The 24018-nt window shown below is 52.8% G+C and carries 16 protein-coding genes and 1 pseudogene; 10 read left to right on the plus strand and 7 right to left on the minus strand.

All coding sequences use genetic code 11. From position 1 onward, the window contains the following. Positions 1-55: 55 nt before the first annotated feature. Positions 56-1729, minus strand: coding sequence for a methyl-accepting chemotaxis protein (locus tag HVZ37_RS12145; RefSeq protein ID WP_181627551.1), 1674 nt, complete (start codon positions 1727-1729; stop codon positions 56-58). An 887-nt stretch (positions 1730-2616) separates the two neighbouring features. On the opposite strand from HVZ37_RS12145, the gene HVZ37_RS12150 reads away from it, so the two are divergent. After that, positions 2617-3096: an Rrf2 family transcriptional regulator gene (locus HVZ37_RS12150; protein ID WP_044257678.1), complete on the plus strand. Its 480-nt coding sequence runs from the start codon at positions 2617-2619 to the stop codon at positions 3094-3096. A gap of 65 nt (positions 3097-3161) precedes the next feature. Here the strand turns inward: HVZ37_RS12150 and oqxB are convergent, their stop codons facing one another. Both oqxB and HVZ37_RS12160 read right to left on the minus strand, forming a co-directional pair. Beyond that, positions 3162-6317 (minus strand): multidrug efflux RND transporter permease subunit OqxB, encoded by a 3156-nt coding sequence (gene oqxB, locus HVZ37_RS12155; RefSeq protein ID WP_181627552.1) that lies wholly within the window; start codon positions 6315-6317, stop codon positions 3162-3164. A 24-nt stretch (positions 6318-6341) separates the two neighbouring features. Further along, positions 6342-7517: an efflux RND transporter periplasmic adaptor subunit gene (locus HVZ37_RS12160; RefSeq protein WP_044263763.1), complete on the minus strand. Its 1176-nt coding sequence runs from the start codon at positions 7515-7517 to the stop codon at positions 6342-6344. 336 nt (positions 7518-7853) lie between these two features. Here HVZ37_RS12160 and HVZ37_RS12165 point away from each other — a divergent pair, with 336 nt between their 5' ends. The 3 genes from HVZ37_RS12165 to gap all read left to right on the plus strand — a co-directional run bounded on the left by HVZ37_RS12165 (position 7854) and on the right by gap (position 10482). Further along, entirely contained in the window at positions 7854-8207 is a 354-nt protein-coding gene (locus tag HVZ37_RS12165; RefSeq protein WP_043001911.1) for a helix-turn-helix domain-containing protein, read from the plus strand. A 205-nt stretch (positions 8208-8412) separates the two neighbouring features. Then, complete coding sequence (locus HVZ37_RS12170) at positions 8413-9393, plus strand: helix-turn-helix domain-containing protein (protein WP_043000461.1); 981 nt, start codon at positions 8413-8415, stop codon at positions 9391-9393. A 78-nt stretch (positions 9394-9471) separates the two neighbouring features. Next, complete coding sequence (gene gap / locus HVZ37_RS12175; RefSeq protein ID WP_043000460.1) at positions 9472-10482, plus strand: type I glyceraldehyde-3-phosphate dehydrogenase; 1011 nt, start codon at positions 9472-9474, stop codon at positions 10480-10482. A 387-nt stretch (positions 10483-10869) separates the two neighbouring features. Here gap and HVZ37_RS12180 read toward each other — a convergent pair whose 3' ends face one another. After that, positions 10870-11181 (minus strand): hypothetical protein, encoded by a 312-nt coding sequence (locus HVZ37_RS12180; RefSeq protein ID WP_043000459.1) that lies wholly within the window; start codon positions 11179-11181, stop codon positions 10870-10872. 601 nt (positions 11182-11782) lie between these two features. On the opposite strand from HVZ37_RS12180, the gene HVZ37_RS12185 reads away from it, so the two are divergent. Continuing rightward, a complete protein-coding gene (locus HVZ37_RS12185) occupies positions 11783-12499 on the plus strand; it encodes a YebC/PmpR family DNA-binding transcriptional regulator (RefSeq protein ID WP_043000457.1) in 717 nt (238 codons plus the stop codon). Between the two features lie 266 nt (positions 12500-12765). Here the strand turns inward: HVZ37_RS12185 and HVZ37_RS12190 are convergent, their stop codons facing one another. Beyond that, the gene (locus HVZ37_RS12190; RefSeq protein ID WP_043000456.1) at positions 12766-12990 is read right to left on the minus strand and encodes a hypothetical protein; all 225 of its coding nucleotides are present in this window, start codon (positions 12988-12990) and stop codon (positions 12766-12768) included. A 210-nt stretch (positions 12991-13200) separates the two neighbouring features. Here HVZ37_RS12190 and HVZ37_RS12195 point away from each other — a divergent pair, with 210 nt between their 5' ends. Continuing rightward, positions 13201-14670: a hypothetical protein gene (locus tag HVZ37_RS12195; protein ID WP_181627553.1), complete on the plus strand. Its 1470-nt coding sequence runs from the start codon at positions 13201-13203 to the stop codon at positions 14668-14670. 49 nt (positions 14671-14719) lie between these two features. On the opposite strand, the gene dhaR is transcribed toward HVZ37_RS12195, so the two are convergent. Next, positions 14720-16624: a dihydroxyacetone kinase operon transcriptional regulator DhaR gene (gene dhaR, locus HVZ37_RS12200; RefSeq protein WP_181628481.1), complete on the minus strand. Its 1905-nt coding sequence runs from the start codon at positions 16622-16624 to the stop codon at positions 14720-14722. Between the two features lie 240 nt (positions 16625-16864). Here dhaR and dhaK point away from each other — a divergent pair, with 240 nt between their 5' ends. From dhaK to HVZ37_RS12220, 4 genes are all read left to right on the plus strand, one after another. Beyond that, entirely contained in the window at positions 16865-17935 is a 1071-nt protein-coding gene (gene dhaK / locus HVZ37_RS12205; RefSeq protein ID WP_043000454.1) for a dihydroxyacetone kinase subunit DhaK, read from the plus strand. Positions 17936-17945: 10 nt separating this feature from the next. Continuing rightward, the gene (gene dhaL / locus HVZ37_RS12210) at positions 17946-18578 is read left to right on the plus strand and encodes a dihydroxyacetone kinase subunit DhaL (protein WP_044263749.1); all 633 of its coding nucleotides are present in this window, start codon (positions 17946-17948) and stop codon (positions 18576-18578) included. Between the two features lie 10 nt (positions 18579-18588). Continuing rightward, entirely contained in the window at positions 18589-20022 is a 1434-nt protein-coding gene (gene dhaM, locus HVZ37_RS12215; protein WP_181627554.1) for a dihydroxyacetone kinase phosphoryl donor subunit DhaM, read from the plus strand. 102 nt (positions 20023-20124) lie between these two features. Next, the gene (locus HVZ37_RS12220; RefSeq protein WP_043000451.1) at positions 20125-21831 is read left to right on the plus strand and encodes an alpha,alpha-trehalase; all 1707 of its coding nucleotides are present in this window, start codon (positions 20125-20127) and stop codon (positions 21829-21831) included. A 53-nt stretch (positions 21832-21884) separates the two neighbouring features. On the opposite strand, the pseudogene HVZ37_RS12225 reads toward HVZ37_RS12220, so the two are convergent. Beyond that, positions 21885-23995: pseudogene (locus tag HVZ37_RS12225) on the minus strand (TonB-dependent siderophore receptor). Positions 23996-24018: the final 23 nt, after the last annotated feature.

Genomic DNA, 24018 nt, shown 5'->3' on the forward strand with positions numbered 1-24018 from the left:
ATCACAAAAAACTATAAAATCCACGCAATTGCGTGGATTTTTCGTATTAGGGTGCTCAGAACGTTTCCCAGTTGTCTGTTTCTGAAGCTATCTTTTTGGACACCACGTATTTTTCGCCATTATTCCTCTCCCTCTGGCGACTAACACGTTTTTCTGAGGTCATGTTTACTGGTTGTATTCCTTCCTCATTCAGACTGAACACGCTGACCATATCCTGGAGTACACGAGACTGCTCCTGCATTGAAGAGGCAGCTGCAGCTGACTCTTCAACGAGCGCGGCATTTTGCTGTGTGGTGGTATCAATCTGTCCCATCGCACTGTTGATTTGGGCAATCCCATCACTTTGCTCCCGACTCGCTTGTGCGATTTCCTCAATCAGTTGAGTCATGTTCTGGACGTTGGAAACAATTCCCATCATGCCAGCATCTGCTTTTTCAACCAGATTGCGGCCAGAGGCAATACGGGAGACAGAATCATCGATCAATTCCTTAATTTCACGGGCAGCTGACGCACTGCGTTGTGCCAGTGTTCGGACTTCTCCAGCCACCACAGCAAAACCACGTCCGGATTCACCCGCTCGCGCAGCTTCCACTGCTGCATTCAGCGCCAGAATATTGGTCTGGAAGGCTATACCATCAATAACCTGGATGATGTCCGCCATTTTTGATGAGGAATCGTAAATTTCCTGCATCCGGGAAGACACTTCACTCATAACGGCGCCATTCTGTTTCACGACAGAGGCTGTCTCACTCACGTAACGATGCGCCTGCGCCGTGTTTGCTGCAGTATTGTTAATAGTTGCCGTCAGCTCTTCCAGCGTCGAGGCAGTCTCTTCTACCCCTGCCGCTTGCTCTTCCGTGCGAGAGGCCAGATCGGTGTTACCACTATTAATTTCAGCCGCGGCTAACGCAATGCTGTTGGCCCCTTCACGAACCTTGCGTACCGTATTACGCAGACTCTCCGTCATTTCCTTCAGGGAGAGCATCAGTTGTCCAGGCTGGTCTCGGGATTCCACTTTGACGTCGATACCCAGATTACCGGACGCCACTTCCCGAGCCACATTAACGGCTGACAGCAATGGGTGAGTTATCCCGCGTGTGATAAACCACGCTAACAGACTGCCGACGACAATAGCGATGACGCCAAGAACAATCAGAGCCTGAATTGCCGCTGAGCCATTCTCCTGAATGGACTCACTGGCTTCATCAATTTGCGCTTTATCGTAATTTTCCAGTGCTTTTACGCTGCCGGAATAGACCTCCATGGCGGGAATGAGTTTCTGGCGAATAAATGCATTGGTGGCATCACCATTCCCTTGTTCACTGATGCGAATCGCCTCATTGCGGATATCGATGTACAGCTTTCTTTTATCTCCCACGGTCGCCAGGAGTGACTTACCCGTATCAGAGACAATTAATTCTGCCAGTTCCTTCTGAATGGCACTCACCCGCTCTGACATTACCTTCATCTTTGACTGGGCAAATTTTTTAATTCCATCATCAGAGGAAGTCAGTACAGATAGCCCCATCGCACCATTATAGTCAATTGCCGCCCCCCACGCCCCCGTGAGTCGCTCCAGCACCAGCAACCTGTCCGTAATAGCATGGGTTTCTTTCAATATGCCATTTAATTTAACGATCCCCGTTACAGCCATAATAACGACAAGGGTGAGAACAATACTGAAGCCAACTCCCATTCGGGTACCAACACCAAAATCATTTATTTTCATTTGCTATCTCATACAAAAAAAGTCACCTTTTCCCTGCCACCCGTTGAAAAAACCAGAACAATGCCGGGAGCGTTCGACTTAAGGGCGGAGTCAAGCTAACATATTGAAATTGATCATGTTTTAAACATGTGCCAGCGTATCTATCGGCAGAAAGGGAGAGGACTTTAACGTGACCATTCTCTTAGAAAAACATTGACATTGTGAAACGAGACAGGAAATCGCGTGTAAAACAAACCGTATCATGTTGTTTTTTAATTGAAAAAGACAACTCAATTTTTATCGCATAATTTCATACCGGAAACAAAAGAATAAAAAAACAACAACCGATTCCATATTAATCTAATGATACCCCCTCAACCCACTTCCATTAATTGCATCGAAAATAGTTAACATTGATACTAACGTATTCCGATAAAAAGAAAACACCACTATTCTTAAACGACAGGCTTTAATCCATTGAAAGTTTCAGAAAGGATAGACTGATATTTTTACTCCACAGACCTGAATTGATGATATTTTGCCCCCCTACGTATAGCGTACATTTGGTGTTATAAGTGAACGCAGATTCGGCGATATTGTTCAGGCAAAGAAACTCACCACTGAATATGAGTATGGCTATAACGAATACAAACCACGTTCAGCACAGAATTATTTGACGTCACCTGGGTTTATAACAATGTGTAAAACAGGGTTTCAATCCTTTGGTTCGATAACATCGTTTCAGTGTCTGATTCTCTGGACTGAGATCCCAGGCTGTTCGTCTGGCATGTCAGGTCAAATGTTGACTGCTTCAAAAAAATTACCGTTTTTGTTATATTGATGCTTACTGATTATCCACCTCCGCGGTGCCAAAAAGAACAAGATTCACCGCAACCCAGGACAATAAAATGTTAGATTACCGCTTCCCGACAGCTTTGCAGATGGTTCTCAGCGTAGCGATGGCGGAGCAGTCGGGTGAACGTTCGACAAGTGCAATTCTGGCCTATGGTCTGGAAGCAAATCCGAGCTTTATTCGCAAATTAATGGTTCCGCTCACGCGTGACGGTATCATCGTCTCAACGCTTGGCCGCAACGGTTCTATTCATCTTGGTCGCCCGGCGGAAGAGATCACCCTGCGTGATATCTACCTTTCTGTTATCGAAGATAAAAAGCTATGGGCATCGCGTCCTGACGTACCGGCTCGCTGCGTGGTCAGCGCCAACGCTTGCTGGTACTTCAAATCTATCGCCGATGAAGCGGAGCAAGCTTCGTTAGAGGTATTAGCTCGCCATACCGTGGCAAGCGCGCTGGAGAAGGTCAAAAAAGCCGATACCAGCGGGTGCGATCCGGTCCCTGAGATTGATACCCAGTCTAAAAAAGCGCATTAATTATTTCCTTAACTGCAAAAAAACCGCCTTAACGGTGAAGGCGGTTTTTTGTTATGTGCAATTCCTTAAGAAACCGGCAAAATATCCCTTATCGGTTTACCGCGCGTAACGAATTTACGCAGCGTCACGTAAAACACCGGCGTCAGGAACAGACCAAACAGCGTCACGCCCAGCATCCCGGAGAAGACCGTGATCCCGGTGACGCCGCGCACTTCTGCGCCCGCGCCGTGGCCGAGGATCAGCGGAATAGTCCCGGCAATAAAGGCGATGGAGGTCATCACAATCGGACGTAAACGCAGGCGGCACGCCTCCAGCGCGGCTTCCATAATGCCTTTGCCCTGAATTTCCAGCTCGCGGGCAAACTCCACGATAAGAATCGCGTTTTTACAGGCCAGCCCCATCAGCACCACCAGCCCCACCTGCACGAACACGTTGTTATCGCCACCGGTCAGCCAGACGCCAAACAGCGCGGAGAGCATGGTCATCGGGACGATAAGGATCACCGCCAGCGGCAGCGTCCAGCTTTCATACAGCGCCGCCAGGACCAGGAACGCCAGCAGCACCGCGACCGGGAAGACGATCAGCGCCGTGTTGCCTTGGGTGGCCTGCTGGAAGCTTAGATCCGTCCATTCAATGTTCATCCCGTTCGGCAGGATCTGCTTAGACATCGCGTCCAGCTGCGTCATCGCCTGCGCAGACGAGAGCACGCGCGGGTCGGCATCGCCAATCAGATCCGCCGCCGGGTAGCCGTTGTAGCGGATTACCGGATCCGGCCCGTAGGTGGTCGTGATTTTCACCATACTGCCAATTGGCACCATTTCGCCCTGGCTATTACGGGTGCGTAAATTGGCTATGTCTTCCACGCTGTCGCGGAACTGCCCGTCAGCCTGCGCCATCACGCGCCAGGTACGGCCAAACTGGTTGAAGTCATTCACGTACGACGAGCCCAGATAGGTTTGCAGCGTACCGAAAAGGTCGGTCAGCAACACGCCCTGCGCTTTCGCCTTATCACGATCGACCTGTACATCCAGCTGCGGAACGTTAGCCTGATAAGTTGAGATCGGAAAATGCATTCCCGGCGTCTGCATAATCGCCCCGGACATGGTATTCACCGCGTTTTGCAGCGCGCCATAACCCAGACCTGCGCGATCCTGGATATACAGCGAATACCCGGAGCCCTGCCCCAACCCTAATATCGGCGGCGGCAGAATGGAGAAGCCAAAACCTTCCTGAATTTGCGCAATTTTCGCGTTGATCTCCGCGTTAATTTCCGCCGCGGAATGTTTACGCTGATCGAACGGCTTCAGGCCAAAAAAGACGGTCCCGGTATTCGGCGTGTTGGTGAACTGCAGCGCGTTCAGCCCCGGGAACGCAACCGCATAGTCCACGCCTTCGGCATTCATCCCGATTTCGCTCATTTTGCGGATCACCGCGTCGGTGCGCGCCAGCGACGAACCTTCCGGCATTTTCACGCCGCCAATCAGATACAGCTTATCCTGCGTCGGGATAAACCCGCCGGGCACCGCTTTAAACATGACGCCTGCGGCACAAAGCAGCAGCAGATACACCGCAAATACCGCGCCGCGTCGTCCCAGCGTTTTACCCACCAGCCCCTGATAGCCGTTCGAGCTGCGGTGGAAAAAGCGGTTAAACGGACGGAAAATCCAGCCGAACAGACGATCGATTAGCCGGGTCGGGAAATCTTTCGGCGCGCCGTGCGGTTTTAACAGCAGTGCCGCCAGTGCCGGAGAGAGCGTCAGCGAGTTAATGGCAGAGATGACCGTGGAAATCGCGATCGTCACCGCAAACTGCTTGTAGAACTGCCCGGTGACGCCCGAGAGAAACGCCATCGGCACAAACACCGCACACAGCACCAGCGCAATCGCAATAATCGGCCCGGACACTTCTCGCATCGCCTGATGCGCTGCCGCAAGCGGCGCAAGCCCCTCTTCAATGTTTCGCTCGACGTTTTCCACCACCACGATGGCGTCGTCCACCACGATACCGATGGCTAATACCAACCCGAACAAACTCAGGGTATTCAGCGAGAAGCCCAGCAGGTAGAGAATGCTGAAAGTACCCACCACCGAAACCGGCACCGCGATCAGCGGAATAATCGACGCGCGCCAGGTTTGCAGGAACAGGATCACCACCAGCACCACCAGCACCACCGCTTCCAGTAGCGTTTGCACCACCGCACGAATCGAATCACGTACAAAGACCGTCGGATCGTAAGGTGCCGCCCACTTCATATCTGCCGGGAAGCGCGTGGACAGTTCGTCCATTTTCGCGCGTACCGCGTTAGACAAATCAATGGCGTTCGCCCCCGGCGACTGGAAGATACCAATCCCGACCGCGTCTTTATTGTTCAACTGGGAACGCAGCGCATAGCTGCCGGACCCCATTTCGATACGCGCCACGTCGCGCAGGCGGACGACCGTACCGTCCTGCGTCGTTTTCAGGACAATATTGCCAAACTCTTCTTCTGTATGCAGACGGCCCTGGGCGTTAATGGAGATCAGAAAATCGCTCTCTTTCGGCAGCGGCTCGGCACCAAGCTGCCCGGCGGACACCTGTATGTTTTGCTCCTGCATCGCTGTCACCACATCCGACGCGGTCAGCCCGCGCGCCGCCACCTTGTTGGGATCCAGCCAGATGCGCATCGCGTATTCACCCGAGCCGAAAATCTGGATCTGGCCGACGCCCGGCAGGCGCGCCAGCTCGTCCTTCACCTTCAGCGTGGCGTAGTTACGCATATACAGGGAGTCGTACTTACCGTTGGGCGAAAACAGATGCACCACCAGCGTCAGCGTCGGGGACTGTTTCTGGGTGGTAATGCCCAAACGCCGCACGTCTTCCGGCAGACGCGCTTCGGCCTGCGCAACGCGGTTTTGCACCTGAACCTGCGCCTGATCCGGGTCGGTTCCCGGACGGAAGGTGACGGTGGTCACCAGCACGCCGTCGGAACCCGCGACGGACTTCATGTACATCATGTTCTCAACGCCGTTAATCGCCTCTTCCAGCGGCGTCGCCACGGTCTCGGCAATCACTTTCGGGTTGGCGCCGGGGTATTCCGCGCGCACCTGCACGCTTGGCGGCACGACGTCAGGATATTCGCTCACCGGCAGCAGCGGGATGGCGATTAACCCGGTGATAAAAATCAGAATCGACAGCACCGCGGCAAAAATCGGCCTGTCGATGAAAAAGCGGGAAAAGTCCATGGGTTGGATTCTCAGGTCAAGGGATCAGTTGAGGGCGCTGCTGGCGGTCATGGCAACGGTTTTGGCGTTAACCGGCATACCCGGCATAAACACTTTTTGTAAGCCCTCGACGATGACTCTGTCGCCAGGGTTCAGTCCCTGCTGCACGATGCGTAAGCCGGCGGCGAGACGCCCCGGCGTAATATCACGACGCTGTGCTTTACCCTCTTTATCCACGATATACACGTACTTACGATCCTGATCGGTCAGCACCGCTTTGTCGTCAATCAGCGTGGCTTTGAATTCCGCGCTACCCGGCAGGCGTACGCGGGCAAAAAGTCCCGGTGTGAACTGACGCTGCGCGTTATCCAGCAGCGCGCGCATACGGATGGTGCCGGTACTCGGCGTCAGCTGGTTATCCAGGAAGTCCACTTTGCCCTGATGGGGATAGCCCTCCTCGCCCGTCAGGCCAATCTCAACCGGCAGCGCCGTGTGATGGCTGGACGCCCCCTGCCCGCTGCGGGCCAGATTTTGATAGTGGAGATAGGTTGACTCGTCCACGTCAAAATAGACGTAAACCGTCTTCTGCGAGACCACCGTGGTGAGGACGCTGGCGCTGTCGCCCGCAGTCACCAGGTTCCCGCTGGTGATCAGCGCCCGGCTGGCGCGACCGTCAATAGGCGCGGTGACTTTGGTGAAGTCCAGATTCAGCTGCGCGGCGTCAACCGCCGCTTGGGCAGCGCGAATATCGGCTTGCGCCTGGGTGGCAGCCGAACGGCGCTGCTCCCACTCTTCGCGGGATACCACATTCGTGTTGACCAGTTTATCGGTGCGGTTCGCCTCACTTCGCGCCAGGCTTGCCTGCGTTTTAGCTCTTGCCAGGTTCGCCTGCGCCTGTTCCAGCGCCGCGCGATAGGTTCGGTCATCAATCGTGAACAGCACCTCGCCCTTTTTCACTTCCTGACCGTCGGTGTAATTCACTTTATCAATGTAACCAGAGACGCGGGGGCGTAGCTGGACGCTCTCCACCGCTTCAATCCGACCGTTAAAGCTATCCCACTGGCTAATGGATTTTACGACCACGTCAGCAGCACTGACGGCGGGCGCAGGCGGCGCGGCGTTTTGCGCGACGCTGTTATCACATCCGACAAGCAACATAGAGAGCAACATCGCCCCCAGCGCGCTCGGATAAACATTACCCCAGGTTTTTTGCAGGCTCATTATTTTTATTCCGGTATTGGTAGCCGCCGGGCAAGACGCTGCGGGAGACGCCGCGCCACCTCCTTTGTCCGGTAGCTGACTTAAGGCCATTTGTGTCGTTCATCACCACAAAACTGTAACAGTTGCAAATACACTATCTCGGCGATTGTAGGAAGGCGCTTAATTAAGTGCAAGAATAATTGTTGCACTTTATGTGCTATTTGAGCGGATGTGAAAAGACTTGTTTCAGGTAGGGATTTAAATGTAACAATAAAACTTGCAATTATTTTCAAAAGGAGCCACCTTTAAATGCAACAGATAAAGATGCTTTTTGATACGCAGCCCGGGGGAAGTGAGATGAACACTGGCGCATTTATTCACGATTTACTCGACTGGATTAATAACAACCTTGATAACCGCCTGGACATCGACACCGTTTCCAGACGAGCCGGTTATTCGAAATGGCACCTTCAACGCATTTTCAAAGAACATACGGGTTATCCCATCGCCGGGTATATTCGCGCGCAAAAGCTGCGAAAATCGGTTGAACGCTTAACCCACAGCGACGAACCGATTTTGAACGTGGCGATCGCGTTGGGCTTTGACTCTCAGCAGTCATTCAACCGCAGCTTCAAGCGTCAGTATGGTCAGGCTCCCGGCGCATGGCGCCGCAATGCCGGTTGCCCGTTGAGTAAACGCCAATGTCAGTAATGCCTCTGTCGGGGGTCAGGACCACCGCGAATGCCTCTACGCCAGCCTGATGAATTGATTGACCCTCTCTTCGCCGCTTATTGTCACGACTCACCGCCCGTTTACTGGCGGTCAGAGGCGGGACAGTCTCTGCGGCAGGGATAAGACCGCTTCCATCTGCGTCTGTGCTGTTGACTTATTCTGTAAAAAGATTACTTTTCAGGACATGAAGAAGATACTCATCATTGTCCCCGATGGCGGTATGCTGTTTGAATCCGCTGGTATTGCCGACATTCTGATGCAGGCCAATCGCCTGCATCCGGAAGGTGCTACGGACATCTGTTACCAGGTGCAGCTAGCAACAACTCAACCGCATCAGGTGATCCATGGTCAGTCTGGTTTAAATTTACTGGCAGATCATCGTCTGCATGAAATTGACCCTCGTGAGCCTCTGGATACCATCATTATCACCGGCAGAGGTCAAAATCCGCAGGAAGGGATTGCAGTGGTTGACTGGCTGCGCCTTGCCGCTCCCCATGCCCGCCGCATTGCATCCATTTGCGGCGGCGCGATGCTGCTGGCGCAAACCGGACTGCTGGACGGCAGACGAGCCACCACCCACTGGAAGCTACTGGAAACCATGCAGGCAGAATTCCCTCAGGTGCGCGTCGAAGGCGGTCCGCTCTACATTCAGGACGAACACATCTGGACGTCAGGCGGAGTCAGTTCCGGCTTTGACCTGACGCTTGCCCTGGTTGAAGAGGACTACGGCTTCAGTCTGGCACGCGACATCGCTCAGGACTTCGTCATGTACCTGCGCCGACCCGGAGGCCAGTTGCAGTTTAGCCGCTACAACCTTCAGCAGAGCAGTACCCAGGGCCCCATTAGCGATCTACAGGCCTGGCTGCTCGAAAACCTCACCGCCGACCTCAGTGTGGATAAACTGGCGGCAAAAGTCGCCATGAGCCCGCGTAATTTCACCCGCGTGTTTACCCGGGAAACCGGCGCTTCGCCGGCCCGTTACGTCGCCGAAGCCCGTCTGGCTGCTGCACGACAGCGTCTGGAGCAGACCAACGAGACGCTGGATCGTATCGCTGAACAAACGGGATTTGGCAGCAGCATTAACCTACGGCGACTGTTTGAGAAACAGCTCCAGCTCACGCCGGGAGAATATCGTCAGCGCTTTCACTGTCGTAAAATGGCGTAAAGTGATCCTTTTTTGTCATTTACGCCAACTGATGACCGACCTACATTACCTTCAGAGACAACAGATAAGGAGTTGATCATGGTAAAGGTCGGTATTAACGGTTTTGGCCGTATCGGACGCAACGTACTGCGTGCAGCGCTGGGTAACCCGGATATTCAGATTGTGGCAATCAACGATCTGACAGACAGTAAGACACTGGCGCATCTGCTGAAATACGATTCGCTGCTCGGAAAACTCGATGCCGACGTCACCGCCGGTGAAGGGCAGCTTGTCGTTGACGGTAAACCCATTACCGTGTTCAGCGAACGCGACCCCGCCAACATCCCATGGCGTCAAAGCGAAGTTGATATTGTTATTGAAGCAACCGGCTTCTTCACTGACCGTGACAAAGCAGCGGTGCATATCCACAGCGGTGGCGCAAAGCGCGTGATTATCTCCGCCCCCGGTAAAAACGAAGATTTAACCATCGTGATGGGCGTTAACGATGGCCTCTACTCCCCGGATAAACACGTCGTGGTCAGCAACGGTAGTTGCACCACTAACGGTCTGGCACCTGCCGCGCAGGTTCTGCACCAGCATTTCGGTATTAAGCATGGTCTGATGAACACCACCCACGCCTATACCAACAGTCAGGCGCTGCATGACCAGCCGGAAAAAGACCTTCGTGGCGCTCGCGCTGCCGCATTGTCGATTGTGCCTTACTCCAGCGGTGCCGCGAAGGCGCTTGGCAAAGTCATTCCTGAGCTGGATGGTCGTTTGACCGGTTACTCGCTGCGCGTACCGGTTCCGGTGGTTTCCATTGTCGATCTAACCGTAACACTTGAGCGGGATGTGACGACGGAAGAGGTCAATAATGCGTTTCGTGAAGCCGCCGCAGCGGGACCACTGAAAGGGATCCTCGGTTACAGCGATGAACCACTCGTCTCAAGCGACTACCAGGGCGACCCGCGTTCTTCCATTATCGACGGCCTGTCGACGCTGGTGATTGGCGGAAATATGGTCAAAATTCTGGCGTGGTATGACAATGAATGGGGATTCTCCAACCGCCTCGTCGACCTGGCACTGTTGATGGCAAGGCGTGAACACTAATCCCCTGCTATCGCCCCCTTAAAAATCCACGCCTGGCGTGGATTTTTAATTGCTGCCGCTTACCTGGCGGTGCAATCTGGGTGAACAGCCCATCAGACGTTTAAAGACTTTACCAAACGCACTGTCAGACTCGTAATCCAACGCGTTGGCAATCAGTACGACGATGTTTCGGTATTTTTCAGACGATCGCAGGCCAACAACATGCGCTAACGCATAGGGTAGTCCATCGACATGCTGCCCACATTTTCTTTGAAATGTTGGGCAAAACTCGTCGCCAGGGGAAATCAATATCACGTCGGCTATGTGCCATGAGCGAACGTTGCTGATAGTAATTAGTACGGGTGTTATTAAACTTCCGGGTTACAGACAGGTTGCCCCGACATGGGATTAAAGGGGTGAGACGGACTCAACAACATGCTGGAAAACGTAAGGATCAGAAAGTAGTTCAAATTCTTCGTCATCCGGGTAGGTGACCGCCACGTGATAGTTTTCTCCAGCAAACGCCTTCACCGACTGGAGATCCTGCCAGTAGGTAGCAAGAAAAAAATGTTCCCAACCACCCTGCGTTTCTCTGCGAACAAACGCGCCTATGTTTCCTGGGATGCTCTTTGAATGCTCTACTCCTGTTTTCTCCAGATGCATAGCAAAGCCATCCGCATGTTCAAGTGGAACGCAGCCGTGCCAGGTTCTTACAATCATTAGTTTTATCTCCTGTTATTGAGAAATATAACCCTATCACCAAAAGGTATTTCATGGAGTAGTTAATAAAGAGTATTTCTTCTGATAGCGAGTTTTCAGGCGCTTCTGACCTTCGTTTATCGTTCATAGCAGACCTGAGGACCAGCCAGTCTATCCTCTGCGAGCCAACAGCAGACGTGAACGTGTTATATAAGGCGAAGGCGGTACTTGCATGAATGCCATTTGAAATGACAACCTTCATAATCCGATCTCTCCTGTGGCCTGCATAATGCCAGACCCAGCATTTTGATAGCTGTTTAGTTAATGCGTTATCGAAAGCCTTTAAAAAGGTATTTTGCCAGGTTAATCACTTTTGTTTCTCTTGTCGTATGTATTATTGCTGCGGTTCAACAATTAAGAATAGAAAAAGAATCAGAAACATTTCGAATATAGTTTATCCATAATATTAACAATTGATAGTATTAAAACAACACTCCATGAAATGGGATATTTTTGTTTCTCATAGACGAGAATTTACATATCATGATATAATGTACGAGGAAAAGCACGCAGGTTATTAACCTGTATGCTTTGTGATTAAATTTTCGAGGGGACTATTCCAGTGGGACGTAAATGGGCCAATATTGTTGCTAAAAAAACGGCTAAAGACGGTGCAACATCTAACGTATATGCAAAGTTCGGTGTAGAAATCTATGCCGCGGCTAAACAAGGTGAACCAGACCCTGAATTAAACACATCTTTAAAGTTCGTTATTGAACGTGCAAAACAAGCACAGGTCCCAAAACACGTTATTGATAAAGCCATTGATAAAGCCAAAGGTGGTGGAGATGAAACGTTCGTGCCAGGGCGTTATGAAGGCTTTGGCCCCAATGGTGCAATGGTTATCGCTGAAACGTTAACGTCGAATGTTAACCGTACGATTGCTAATGTCCGCACAATTTTCAATAAAAAAGGCGGCAATATCGGCGCGGCAGGTTCTGTAAGCTATATGTTTGACAATACTGGCGTGATTGTATTTAAAGGAACAGACCCTGACCATATTTTTGAAATTTTGCTTGAAGCTGAAGTTGATGTTCGCGATGTAACCGAAGAAGAAGGAAACATCGTTATTTATACTGAACCTACGGACCTTCACAAAGGAATTGCAGCGCTAAAAGCAGCAGGTATTACTGAATTCTCAACAACAGAATTAGAAATGATTGCTCAATCTGAAGTTGAACTTTCACCAGAAGATTTAGAAATCTTTGAAGGTCTTGTTAATGCCCTTGAAGATGACGATGATGTTCAAAAAGTCTATCATAACGTTGCAAATCTCTAATTAAGAATGAAAGGAATCTGCCATTATGGCAGGTTTTTAACCTTATCACGTTGTTATAACGAAGCATATTTAGCCGGGTATCAGGGATAGTGTCCATCGACCCGTTGGACTCACCGTTCAGAACAGACCCGTCTCCCTGGTACCAGACTGCAGATCGCACAAAGGGCACCCGTCATGGGTACCCTTTGTAGCAACTTTCAACATCATTCTGGATGACATGGCTCTACGGATAATTGCAGCACATCGCAAACCGAGCTTTCCGCAAGTCAGCGAGGAATATGCGCCAGAATCGTGTCCAGCGTTTGTTCATCAAACATCAACTCCTCGATGCCCCGATGCGACTGAGCACGTACCTGCTGCGGCGCGGTCATCCGCACCATTTGTCTCGCAACATGCTTTGTGGTTGCCTGATTCACTTTTACCGCAATTTCAAAGTCATGCTCGGCCAGCGTCTCATCGGTAAAGACATGGATGTTCGTATTGTTACTCATTGATTACTACCTCTTTTTACTCGTTCACGTTTAAAACGCAGCGATGCTGTAAGACCTCGGGCCAGGGCATTCTGCGCTTCCCGGAGGAAAATATACCCATCCATTTTTCGCAATAAATCCTCATTTAACCGATATAATAGCGCCTGTTATTGCATAATTACTTACGCTACATTTTGCGGTTTAGGGCAGCGAGAACAGAGTGAGTATCAAATGGGAAAAATACTGGAAAACAACAGAAAGAATGCGCTCTCTGCCATCCGGGATCTTCTGGCAAAGGAGGTCTATAAGCTGGCGGTGATCAAACAGTTCCCGGAGGAGTTCACACGTATCATCGAGATTTACGCGGACATCTCGCGTACATTCCAGTTTCTTAGTGATTACACAGATAGCGAGACCCTCAATCGGTTCAAAGAAGAAATTTTTAACTGTGTGGTCGTCCGCCCACCGATGGCTGCACTCAAAACCCGTATGCAAAACGGCGTAGACTACCTTAAGCGTTCAATAGAAGAGCCAGACGATAAATTGAGCACTCAGCTAAAGAAAGGGGTTAACGGCATCTTTAATAACTATAAAACCTTTCAGTCCAGCATCCCCTATCGCTATCCCCCCGCGTTACTGATCCACTGGCATGACTATATTTCCCTCTATCGTGAGCTACAACGATGGGAGGAAAAGAGTGGTTTTGACAGAGTATGGGACGATTTTTTTGACGGCGGGTATATTACTCAAATCACATCTCCCGTATCCGTTACCGACCATATCCGCTCTTATGACAGCTATTTGCCCATCTCTTTTCATTACGCGACTGAGCAAGTTGACATCCCTGAAAATGCTTATTACCGCCATGCCGTCCCCTTTTCGCCTGATATCTCAAAAGCGGAAATGGAAGAGGTCATGATGATGCAATTCCAGGACAATTATTCACCCCAACGTCATGTTGAAATTAAAAACGAACTTAATTTTTCTATACGTCTTAATCCGGACATGACACAAGCGCATGTCGATGAAATCGTGGAACATGTCCGCTATCAGTTAAGCCGGGGACATAACGCGAATCTCGAAGCTGAAAAACAGTTAGCCTGTGACCAGAGCACATTTATGCGGATCTCATCGGCATCAAAACTTAACGAGCCCGACTTTGCGGACCTTCGACTGCTCCAGAGTGCACGCCTGATAAAAATTGATAACCTGGCCCAGGGAATTAAATATGTTTATGGGCTGGCGCTTCTGCAAGAAGCTTATCTTGAATGGCACCAGGAAAAATCGTGCGAACTCTCCTGGTACCGCTGGAAAAGGCGCACTGGCCAGAGGCTGGAGATCCTGGCGGAGAAAGTCGCCGAGAAAATAGAAACCGCCGTATTACGTAATAACCGTGATAAAAAATACCGGCACGACATCAGGCTACCAACCGCCTCCATGATTAAAAACAGCTACGATGAAGTCAGTGTGGAAATACAAAAGCACATTGACCAATTTCAGTTCGGACGTCTTCAGATGCAGAAACGCTTGAATCCTGTGCAAATGCGAAAGCTCATGGATACGCCTGAAATTCTGCTCAGCCAACTGCATGAAGAGGATAGTGACATCGCCAGACAGCGTATCGCTGAACTGACGCGTAAAGGCAAAACGGCTTCGATTCGACGCCGCGAAAATGGCAGTTTTGTCATTGTCTGGTTTTAACCGACGCCTGACGGGAATCGCTTAAAATTCCTGGCAACAATCCCGCGTATCAGGAGCTCAACTTAAAATGAGCCGCGTTGATATGGTACAATTTCATTTTTCGCCATAACGTGGTGCGGCCAATTTTCAGCAGGCTGGCCATCTCCTGAATCCGCCCACCGGTCACCCTTGCCGCGTGAATAATGGCGTCTTTCTCAATATCACTGAAAGCGACGCTGGCAGAGAAACGATCGGTCGCAGGTTCTGAGGCTCGGTGCTCGTTAAAGAGATATTCCGGCAGATGGTTCAGGTGAATACGCCCGTTGTCACTTCTCAGCGCCGTATTTTCAATGACACTGTTGAGCTCGAAGTCATTCCCCGGCCAGTCGCAGGCAATCAGCGGAGTCAGCACATCGTCATCCATAAACAGGCGGGTCGAAAAGCGTTTTTCCAGGCGACGCAGGCGGTGATTCACCAGCGAAGGAATGCTGTTACGCCGCTGTCGCAGCGGTGGAATCATTATTTCAAAGGCGTGCAACGCGTAATAGAGCTGGCGGCTAAAGCGGTTTTGTTCCACCAGCCGCGCCAAATCCACCGTTGTGGCGGCAATCACTTTCACGTCAACTGGCACCACCCGCCGCGCGTCCAGGCGAGTGATCACCCCTTGTTTAATCACCTGTAACAACGCCGACTGCAGTTCTGGCGCCAGATACTCAATTTTTTCCAGGTACAGCGTACCGCCGTGCGCCAGTTCCAGGCGGCTCAACCGCCCTTCGCTGTCGTCATCCGCCGTACTGGCGATAAAATCCCGTACCTGATCGGCATACAGCTGACAGTTCACCGCAATATACGGGCCTTCTGCCCGTTCGCTGGCATTATGAATAGCCTGACTCAGCAACTCTTTACCCACGCCCTCTTCGCCGCATAACAACACCGGAAAACTGCCCCGCGCCGCCTGACGACCAAAATGAACGATACGCTGGGTCTGCGGATCGTCCTGCGCCATCTGCGCGAAGGTATGGCTTACTTTACCCAATTGACTGGTCATCAACTGGCGCATCTTCTCCACCGGATGCAGCAGCAGAATAAAACTGGTGCCCTGCGTTTCGACAATCGGTTTGAGGGTAATCACGGTATCAACGAACTGATGCTGGCTTTCAAATGTCGCCTCAACATGATGCAGCGGGCGCTGATGGCGGATCGCACGCACCAGCAGGCTGGGCAGCGTCAGGAGTTCATTGAGGTTTTTGCCATGGGCAGCCGTCACATCAAGATGCAGTAGCCGTGCCGCCTGAGCATTGATGAATTGCAGACTGCCCTGCGCGTTCCAGGTCATCACGCCGTCATCCATGCTCTCCAGCAAACCGTACAGTTGATTGAGATGACGGTTTGATTCGGCAAGCAGGCTGTCGGTGAGCAGCGAGTTTCCCACTTCACGCGCAATCGCCAGGGTTAATGGCAGATCGGCAGGCGATGCGTGATCTGCCGGACAGCCCAGCGCAATGGATCCTAAGAGGCGTCCATGGTTGTCGAAAACAGGCGTTGAGCAAAAACACCACGCACCGAGCGCATGTTTAAAATGGTGATCGGGCAGCGTTTTTACCGGTTGCCCTACGACAGAGGCCAGCGACAGCGCGCAACTGCCAATGATGCTTTCGGCACAATAGGTGCCGTCGACAAAACCGAGTTCCGCCAGTAGCCCGAGCGTTTTTGGATCGCCACAGCGGCTCAGCACACACGCACTCTCATCCAGAATGAACAGCGCACACTTTCGCGGCGCCATGTATTCCCATGCGTCCTCCAGCGCCGCCTGTCCAAGCGTGAGCATCGCCGTCTTACGCCGACAAATCGAATCAAACGTCAGTCCCTGTGCCCGGTGCGGTTGCGCCCAGAAATCACGCTGCATTATTTTGCCGCAGCGTAGCCACGAGTCGCGAATAAATTCAGGGATATTCGATTCATCGCTTATGTTCACGCTGTTATTCACTGTCTGTTTTCCCTCATTTCAGGGTGCGGTCGCTCGCAATTCTGCGGTATCTCGCGCTTTTACGTTCCGTTATGGAACATTCATCAAAATAAATGTTCTCTTTTGGAACATAACATCGATGAATTTTCTTTTTCGCGCGCTGGGGCACAATTACGTTATCGGCAGCGAGCGGTCGCCGTGGCGTTGTACACCATCGATCCCCTGGAGCCTAAGACCCGGAGCAAGAGAATGAAAAAGCTGATTAACCGTGTGGAAGACGTACTGAGTGAACAACTGGCTGGCCTCGCAAAAGCGCACCCGTCGCTGACCCTGCATCAGGATCCGGTGTATGTGACCCGTGCAGATGCCCCCGTTCAGGGCAAAGTCGCGCTGCTTTCCGGCGGTGGCAGCGGGCATGAACCCATGCACTGCGGCTATATTGGTCAGGGCATGCTGTCTGGCGCCTGCCCCGGCGAAATTTTTACCTCCCCAACGCCCGACAAAATGTTTGAATGCGCCATGCAGATTGACGGCGGCGAAGGCGTGCTGCTGATCGTGAAAAACTACACCGGCGATATTCTTAACTTCGAAACCGCCACTGAACTGCTGCACGAAAGTGGCGTGAAAGTCACCACTGTGGTGGTGGATGACGACGTGGCCGTCAAAGACAGTCTCTATACCGCCGGACGACGCGGCGTCGCCAACACCGTGCTGATTGAAAAACTGGTCGGGGCGGCGGCAGAGCGCGGCGATTCCCTGGAAGCGTGTGCGGAACTTGGCCGTAAACTTAATAATCACGGCCATTCGATCGGTATCGCCCTCGCTGCCTGTACGGTTCCGGCCGCCGGTCAGCCCTCTTTCACCCTTGCCGACAATGAAATGGAGTTCGGTGTCGGGATCCACGGCGAGCCCGGCATCGACCGTCGCGCTTTCGTCTCCCTCGATCAGACCGTTGACGAGATGTTCGATACCCTGCTGGAAAACGGCACCTATAGCCGCACGCTGCGCCACTGGGATCCCGCTCAGGGCGTCTGGCAGGAGGATAAGCAAGGCAAACAGCCTTTGCAGCGTGGCGATCGCGTCATCGCGCTGGTCAATAACCTCGGCGCCACGCCGCTTTCTGAACTGTATGGCGTCTATAACCGCCTTGACGAACGCTGCCAGCAGGCGGGTATCGTTATCGAACGTAATTTGATTGGTTCGTACTGTACGTCACTGGATATGACCGGCTTTTCCATCACCCTGTTAAAAGTGGATGACGAGACGCTGGCACTCTGGGACGCACCGGTTCATACCCCAGGCCTGAACTGGGGCAACTAAGGAGAGCGTCATGTCACTGAACAGAGAACAAATTGTGAGTTGGCTTTATCGCTGCGGGGAGATTTTCAGCAAAGAGAGTGATTATCTCACCGGGCTGGATCGCGAGATTGGCGATGCCGACCACGGTTTGAATATGCATCGCGGCTTTAGCAAAGTGGTCGAAAAATTACCGTCCATTGCGGATAAAGATATTGGGTTCATTTTAAAAAATACCGGGATGACGCTGCTGTCAAACGTCGGGGGAGCCAGCGGCCCGCTGTTCGGCACCTTTTTTATCCGCGCCGCGCAGGTCACTCAGGCGCACCAGAGTTTGTCGCTAAATGAACTCTATCAAATGATGCGTGAAGGCGCCGATGGCGTGATCAGCCGGGGTAAAGCCGAGCCGGGTGATAAAACGATGTGCGATGTCTGGGTGCCGGTGGCGGAGTCACTGCGCCAGTCGAGCGCACAGAACCTCTCCGTCACCGCTGCGCTGGACGCCGCCGCCGTTCAGGCTGAAGCCGCCGCGCAAAGCACAATTACGATGCAAGCCCGCAAAGGTCGCGCCAGCTATCTGGGCGAGCGCAGCATCGGGCATCAGGATCCGGGCGCAACCTCGGTGATGTTTATGATCCAGATGCTGGCAGCCGCAGCAAAAGAGTAAGGACAGTAAGATGGTAAACCTGGTGATAGTCTCTCACAGCGCCCGCCTCGGTGAGGGGGTGGGCGAACTGGCGCAACAGATGTTAATGGGCGGCGACTGTAAAATCGCCGTTGCCGCCGGTATCGACGATCCGCAAAACCCCATCGGTACCGACCCTATCAAGGTGATGGAGGCGATCGAGTCTGTTGCTGATACCGACCACGTGCTGGTGATGATGGACATCGGCAGTGCCCTGCTCAGTGCGGAAACGGCGCTGGATCTTCTCGACCCGAGCATTGCCGGGAAAGTGCGGCTTTGCGCCGCGCCACTGGTTGAAGGGACGCTGGCGGCAACGGTGAGCGCCGCCGCGGGCGCGGATATCGAAAAGGTCATCGCCGATGCGACGAACGCCCTTGAAGCTAAGCGCGAGCAACTGGGTTTACCCTCTTCTGCTGATGAGCGCCGCATGACTCCGGTTTTTAGCGCACCGGACGCAGCGGCAAAATCAGTGTCCGTGGTGATCAAAAACCCTAACGGTTTGCACATTCGTCCGTCGTCCCGGCTTGTGGCAACGCTGTCAGCCTTTGACGCGGATCTGCTGCTGGAAAAAAATGGCAAGTGCGTCACGCCGGATAGCCTTAATCAGATATCGCTGTTGCAGGTTCGCTGTAATGACACGATCCGTCTGCTGGCAAGCGGAGCGCAGGCGGATGACGCGCTGGCCGCATTTAGCCAACTGGCTGCGGAGAACTTCGGTGAATCGCTGGACGATGTCGCAATTACCGCATCGTCGACGGAGAAGATTACGGGCAGCGCGTTCTGTTACACCCCAACGCTGCCGCCGGTTCGACAAGCCTCGGATCTCAGTCCCGTTGCAGAACAGGCGCGACTGCGTAACGCGCTGGATCTCACCCTGCTCGATCTGATGACGCTGCTCACCCGCATGGAAGAACACTGGCCTGGTGACCTGGCGGCCATTTTCTCTGGTCACCATATGTTGCTGGACGATCCAGAGTTGTTTGATACCGCCTGCGGGATCCTGCGTAGCGAACACTGTACGGCGGAATATGCCTGGCAGCAGGTGCTGAGCAGCCTCAGCATGCAGTATCGGCAACTGGATGATGCCTATCTGCAGGCGCGCTACATCGATATCGACGATCTCCTGCATCGCACGCTACGTCATTTGCTGCAAAGCCCGCTGACGTTGCCTGATTTCACCGCGCCTGCCATCCTGGTCGCCGACAATCTGTTTCCCTCAACGGTGCCGGAATTCGACCCGAAGGTGGTGAAAGGCATTTGCCTGCGTGAAGGCAGTCCGCTCGCGCATGGCGCCTTGATCGCCCGCGAGATGGGCATCGCCTGGATATGCCAGCAGGGCGACGCACTTGACGATGTGCTGACGGGTGAGCGGTTGACCCTTGATGTGGCACAAAATCGCGTCGTCAGGGAAAGGAAAACCCTGTAACGTCGCAAAAAAAGGAGGGTAACAACGCGCCGGGGGCGATCCTGGACTACGATTTTCTCATGGTAGATACCGTTTTTCGGTACACACTAAGGAGATGAATCAATGCATACCCCTGCTTTTTGCACGTCTGGTTCGCTGTCGTGGGTCATAAAATTAGCGGTTTCCGGCACCCTTCTGTCCTTCTCTTCACTGTCTGTGCACGCAGAAGAGATGCCGGTTACCCCGCCGCAACCGCCGGATATTTTGCTCGGCCCGCTGTTTAACGATGTGCAGAATGCCAGACTGTTCCCCGATCAAAAGACCTTTGCTGATGCCGTGCCAAACAGCGATCCGCTGATGATCCTTGCGGATTACCGGATGCAAAAAAATCAATCCAGTTTCGATTTACGCCACTTTGTGAGCGTCAACTTCACGTTGCCAAAAGAGGGAGAAAAATATGTTCCGCCGGAAGGACAATCGCTGCGCGAACATATCGACGGGCTGTGGCCAGTATTAACACGCTCTACCGAAAGCGCGGGAAAATGGGATTCGTTGCTGCCGCTGCCTGAACCTTACGTGGTACCCGGCGGGCGCTTCCGGGAAGTCTATTACTGGGACAGCTACTTCACCATGTTGGGACTTGCCGAAAGCGATCACTGGGACAAAATTGCCGATATGGTGGCGAACTTTGCCTGGGAGATTGATGCTTTCGGTCATATCCCCAACGGCAACCGCACCTACTATCTGAGCCGTTCCCAGCCCCCCTTCTTCTCCCTGATGGTGGAACTGCTGGCGCAGCATGACGGCGACGATGCGCTGAAAAAATACCTGCCGCAACTGCAAAAAGAGTATCTCTACTGGATGGAAGGCGTCGAAACGCTGCAGGCAGGTCAACAGAACAAACGGGTGGTGAAACTGGATGATGGCACCATTTTGAACCGCTACTGGGATGAGCGGGATACGCCACGACCGGAATCCTGGGTTGAGGATATCGCCACGGCAAAAAGCAATCCAAACCGTCCGGCCACCGACATTTATCGCGATCTGCGCGCTGCGGCGGCATCCGGCTGGGATTTCAGTTCGCGCTGGATGGATAACCCACAGCAGCTCGGCACGCTGCGGACCACCAGCATCGTTCCGGTCGATCTTAACGCGCTGCTGTACAAGATGGAAAAAATCCTCGCGCGCGCCAGCAAAGCCGCGGGGGATGAAGCAAAAGCCAGCCAGTACGATTCGCTGGCGAACGCCAGACAGAAAGCGATTGAGCACTACCTGTGGAATGACAAAGAAGGCTGGTATGCGGATTACGATCTGAAGAGCAAGCAGGTGCGTAATCAACTGACCGCTGCTGCCCTGTTCCCACTGTATGTCAACGCGGCCTCGAAAGATCGCGCCAGCAAAATGGCCGTGGCCACTCGCGCACATCTGTTGCAGCCGGGCGGGCTTGCCACCACCTCGGTGAAAAGCGGACAGCAATGGGATGCGCCAAACGGCTGGGCGCCGTTGCAGTGGGTCGCCACCGAGGGCTTACAGAACTATGGACAGAGTGAGGTGGCAATGGAGGTAAGCTGGCGTTTTCTGACCAACGTGCAGCACACCTACAATCGCGAGCAAAAGCTGGTGGAAAAATATGACGTCAGCAGCACCGGAACCGGCGGTGGCGGCGGTGAATATCCGTTACAGGATGGTTTTGGCTGGAGCAACGGCGTCACGCTGAAGATGCTCGACCTGATCTGTCCGAAGGAAAATCCATGCGACAACGTGCCGGAAAAACGTCCTGTGACTCGCCAGACCTCCACCGAACCGACACAAAAACAGGCAACGCCGTAATAGCCAACGCCTGACCGGCCTGGAAATACCAGGCCGGTTTTCGCTTCACGCGATCAGAAACGGTAGCTTGCCCCGACCTGAACGGTACGATCACGACCAATCCAGCAATTGGTGCTGTCGTAGCAACTGAAGGTTTCTTTGTTGGTGATATTCTGCGCGCTGGCTTTTAACGTCACGCCGCGCAATGAAGGCAGCGCCTCGCCCAACTGATATGACACGGCGAGATCGTACTGCGTTGTGCCTCCGAGCTTACCGCTCTTGTTATCCGGCGCAATTTCCATCGGCCCGGTATAGCGCGCCCCTGCGCCCATTGTTAGCCCGCGCAGTATGGTCGCATCGAAGGTGTAATCGCCCCACAGATTAAACGCATTCTCCGGCACCTGTGTCGGGCGTTTGCCTTCGTATGTTTCGTCTTCAGTATTGATCGCATGAGTATAGGCGTAGTTGGCAACCAACGTGACGTTGTCACCTGGCCGGCTAATCACCGACAGTTCCGCGCCTTTTGATTCGATCTCCCCGGTCTGCCGATAATCCCAGGTTGGCGTGGCGGAAAGAACATTCTTCTGACGGATGTTAAACACGGATGCCGTCAGCGTGGTCGCGTAATCAGCCAGCAGGTATTTCACCCCGCCTTCCAGTTGTTTGCTGGTTGTCGGCTTCACCTCTTTTGACGTCAGCGTGCCCTGCGGTGAAATCGGTTTGAAGCCTTCGGAATAACTGATAAACGGTGAAATACCGTTTTCAAAGGCATAAAGCGCGCCAAAACGTTTGGTCACCCGGTCCTGGGCGATCCAGGTTTTCTCATCATTTTGCAGCGCGTCGGTCGTCGTTGACCGATAGTCGTCGTAACGCAGACTGGCCAACAGATTTAAGCCGCCAAACGCCACCTGATCCTGCAAGTAGTAGCCATTTTGCTGATAAGAAAGGCGGTTTTTCTGTGCGGTGTACAACCCCAGATCGGCAGTATGCACCTGATGGAAATCCGGGTCGCGCATGTCGATTCCCGGCGTGGCGCTGGCGTAACGGTAGAAGTAATGGCTGTCGAGTTTCTGATAATCAAAACCGGCCAGAATATGGTGCTGCCAGTCGCCCAGCGTGACCGTTTTCGTTACCTGGTTGTCAATGTTGAAACTTTTCAGATCTTCATCGGTGGTATAGGCAAAGCGGTTCAGCATCCAGACCGGGTTTGTGCCATTGCCGGTTGAATAGACGCTGCGCTGGTGCGTATCAACATCAAAATAGCGCGCCTGCTGACTGAATCCCCAACCGCTGTCAAATTCATGTTCGAAATGATAACCCACCATCCACTGACGCTGCTTAAAGCCACTCCACTCATCACCGGCTAATCACGGCGATCGGCATACCCCGAGCGCAAATAGGCAATCGGTAACGGGTTTGACGGCGACAACGACGGTGTATTTTGCACCAGCGCATCCAGCGTCAGGCGCGTTTTGCTGTCTGGTTGCCAGGTGACGGAGGGCGCCAACAGATAGTCTTCATAACGGGTGGTGCGCGGTTGATCGTCGCCCTCCGTCGCCTTGCCCAGCAGACGGTAATTCCAGTCGCTGTCGCTGATTTTGCCGGTGGAATCCAGATAGCCTTCTTTCAGATTTCGTGTACCGGTATTAAAGCCGATCTCCGTTTTTTGTTCAGCCTGCGGTTTTTTGCCCTGAATATTCACCAGTCCTCCTGGCGAACCGCTGCCATACAGCACAGAGGCGGGCCCTTTCAGAATATCGACGCTTTCCACCAGCAGCGGGTCGATACGTGCTTTGGTGTTGCCAGTGACGTTGTACGGCAACTGCAGGCCGTTGTAGTACTCCTGATCGACAGAGAAACCGCGAATCTTGTACTCGCTCAGGTAGGAGGTATTGCCGCGCATTTCTGTCGACACCCCCGGCGCATAGCGCAGGATCTCGTTGACGGAATTCGCATGACGTAACGCGATCTCATGATTATCGATGGTATTAATCACCTGCGGCGTTTTACTTTCCGGGACAGCAGATTTGGTGGCGCTGTTAGTCCAGGCAGGCAGCAGGCTCTCCTGACCTGTCGCTGAAACGACAATAGTCGATTCGTTGGTGTCCGCCGCATATGACAATGTGGTCAGAGCCAGTGAGATACAGCCAGAAAGCGCGCAAAGTCGAAAACAAGAAGTTGTCATAGTGAGAATAATTATCAGTTTGA

It is taken from the genome of Citrobacter sp. RHB35-C17 (genome assembly GCF_013816795.1).
Classification (GTDB): Bacteria; Pseudomonadota; Gammaproteobacteria; order Enterobacterales; family Enterobacteriaceae; genus Citrobacter_A; species Citrobacter_A amalonaticus.

What these genes read in the sequence shown, in the direction of transcription:
- HVZ37_RS12145 (WP_181627551.1), bottom strand. Translation starts at nt 1,729, where the DNA reads ATGAAAATAAATGATTTTGGTGTTGGTACCCGAATGGGAGTTGGCTTC.
- HVZ37_RS12150 (WP_044257678.1), top strand. Translation starts at nt 2,617, where the DNA reads ATGTTAGATTACCGCTTCCCGACAGCTTTGCAGATGGTTCTCAGCGTA.
- oqxB (WP_181627552.1), bottom strand. Translation starts at nt 6,317, where the DNA reads ATGGACTTTTCCCGCTTTTTCATCGACAGGCCGATTTTTGCCGCGGTG.
- HVZ37_RS12160 (WP_044263763.1), bottom strand. Translation starts at nt 7,517, where the DNA reads ATGAGCCTGCAAAAAACCTGGGGTAATGTTTATCCGAGCGCGCTGGGG.
- HVZ37_RS12165 (WP_043001911.1), top strand. Translation starts at nt 7,854, where the DNA reads ATGAACACTGGCGCATTTATTCACGATTTACTCGACTGGATTAATAAC.
- HVZ37_RS12170 (WP_043000461.1), top strand. Translation starts at nt 8,413, where the DNA reads ATGAAGAAGATACTCATCATTGTCCCCGATGGCGGTATGCTGTTTGAA.
- gap (WP_043000460.1), top strand. Translation starts at nt 9,472, where the DNA reads ATGGTAAAGGTCGGTATTAACGGTTTTGGCCGTATCGGACGCAACGTA.
- HVZ37_RS12180 (WP_043000459.1), bottom strand. Translation starts at nt 11,181, where the DNA reads ATGATTGTAAGAACCTGGCACGGCTGCGTTCCACTTGAACATGCGGAT.
- HVZ37_RS12190 (WP_043000456.1), bottom strand. Translation starts at nt 12,990, where the DNA reads ATGAGTAACAATACGAACATCCATGTCTTTACCGATGAGACGCTGGCC.
- HVZ37_RS12195 (WP_181627553.1), top strand. Translation starts at nt 13,201, where the DNA reads ATGGGAAAAATACTGGAAAACAACAGAAAGAATGCGCTCTCTGCCATC.
- dhaK (WP_043000454.1), top strand. Translation starts at nt 16,865, where the DNA reads ATGAAAAAGCTGATTAACCGTGTGGAAGACGTACTGAGTGAACAACTG.
- dhaL (WP_044263749.1), top strand. Translation starts at nt 17,946, where the DNA reads ATGTCACTGAACAGAGAACAAATTGTGAGTTGGCTTTATCGCTGCGGG.
- dhaM (WP_181627554.1), top strand. Translation starts at nt 18,589, where the DNA reads ATGGTAAACCTGGTGATAGTCTCTCACAGCGCCCGCCTCGGTGAGGGG.
- HVZ37_RS12220 (WP_043000451.1), top strand. Translation starts at nt 20,125, where the DNA reads ATGCATACCCCTGCTTTTTGCACGTCTGGTTCGCTGTCGTGGGTCATA.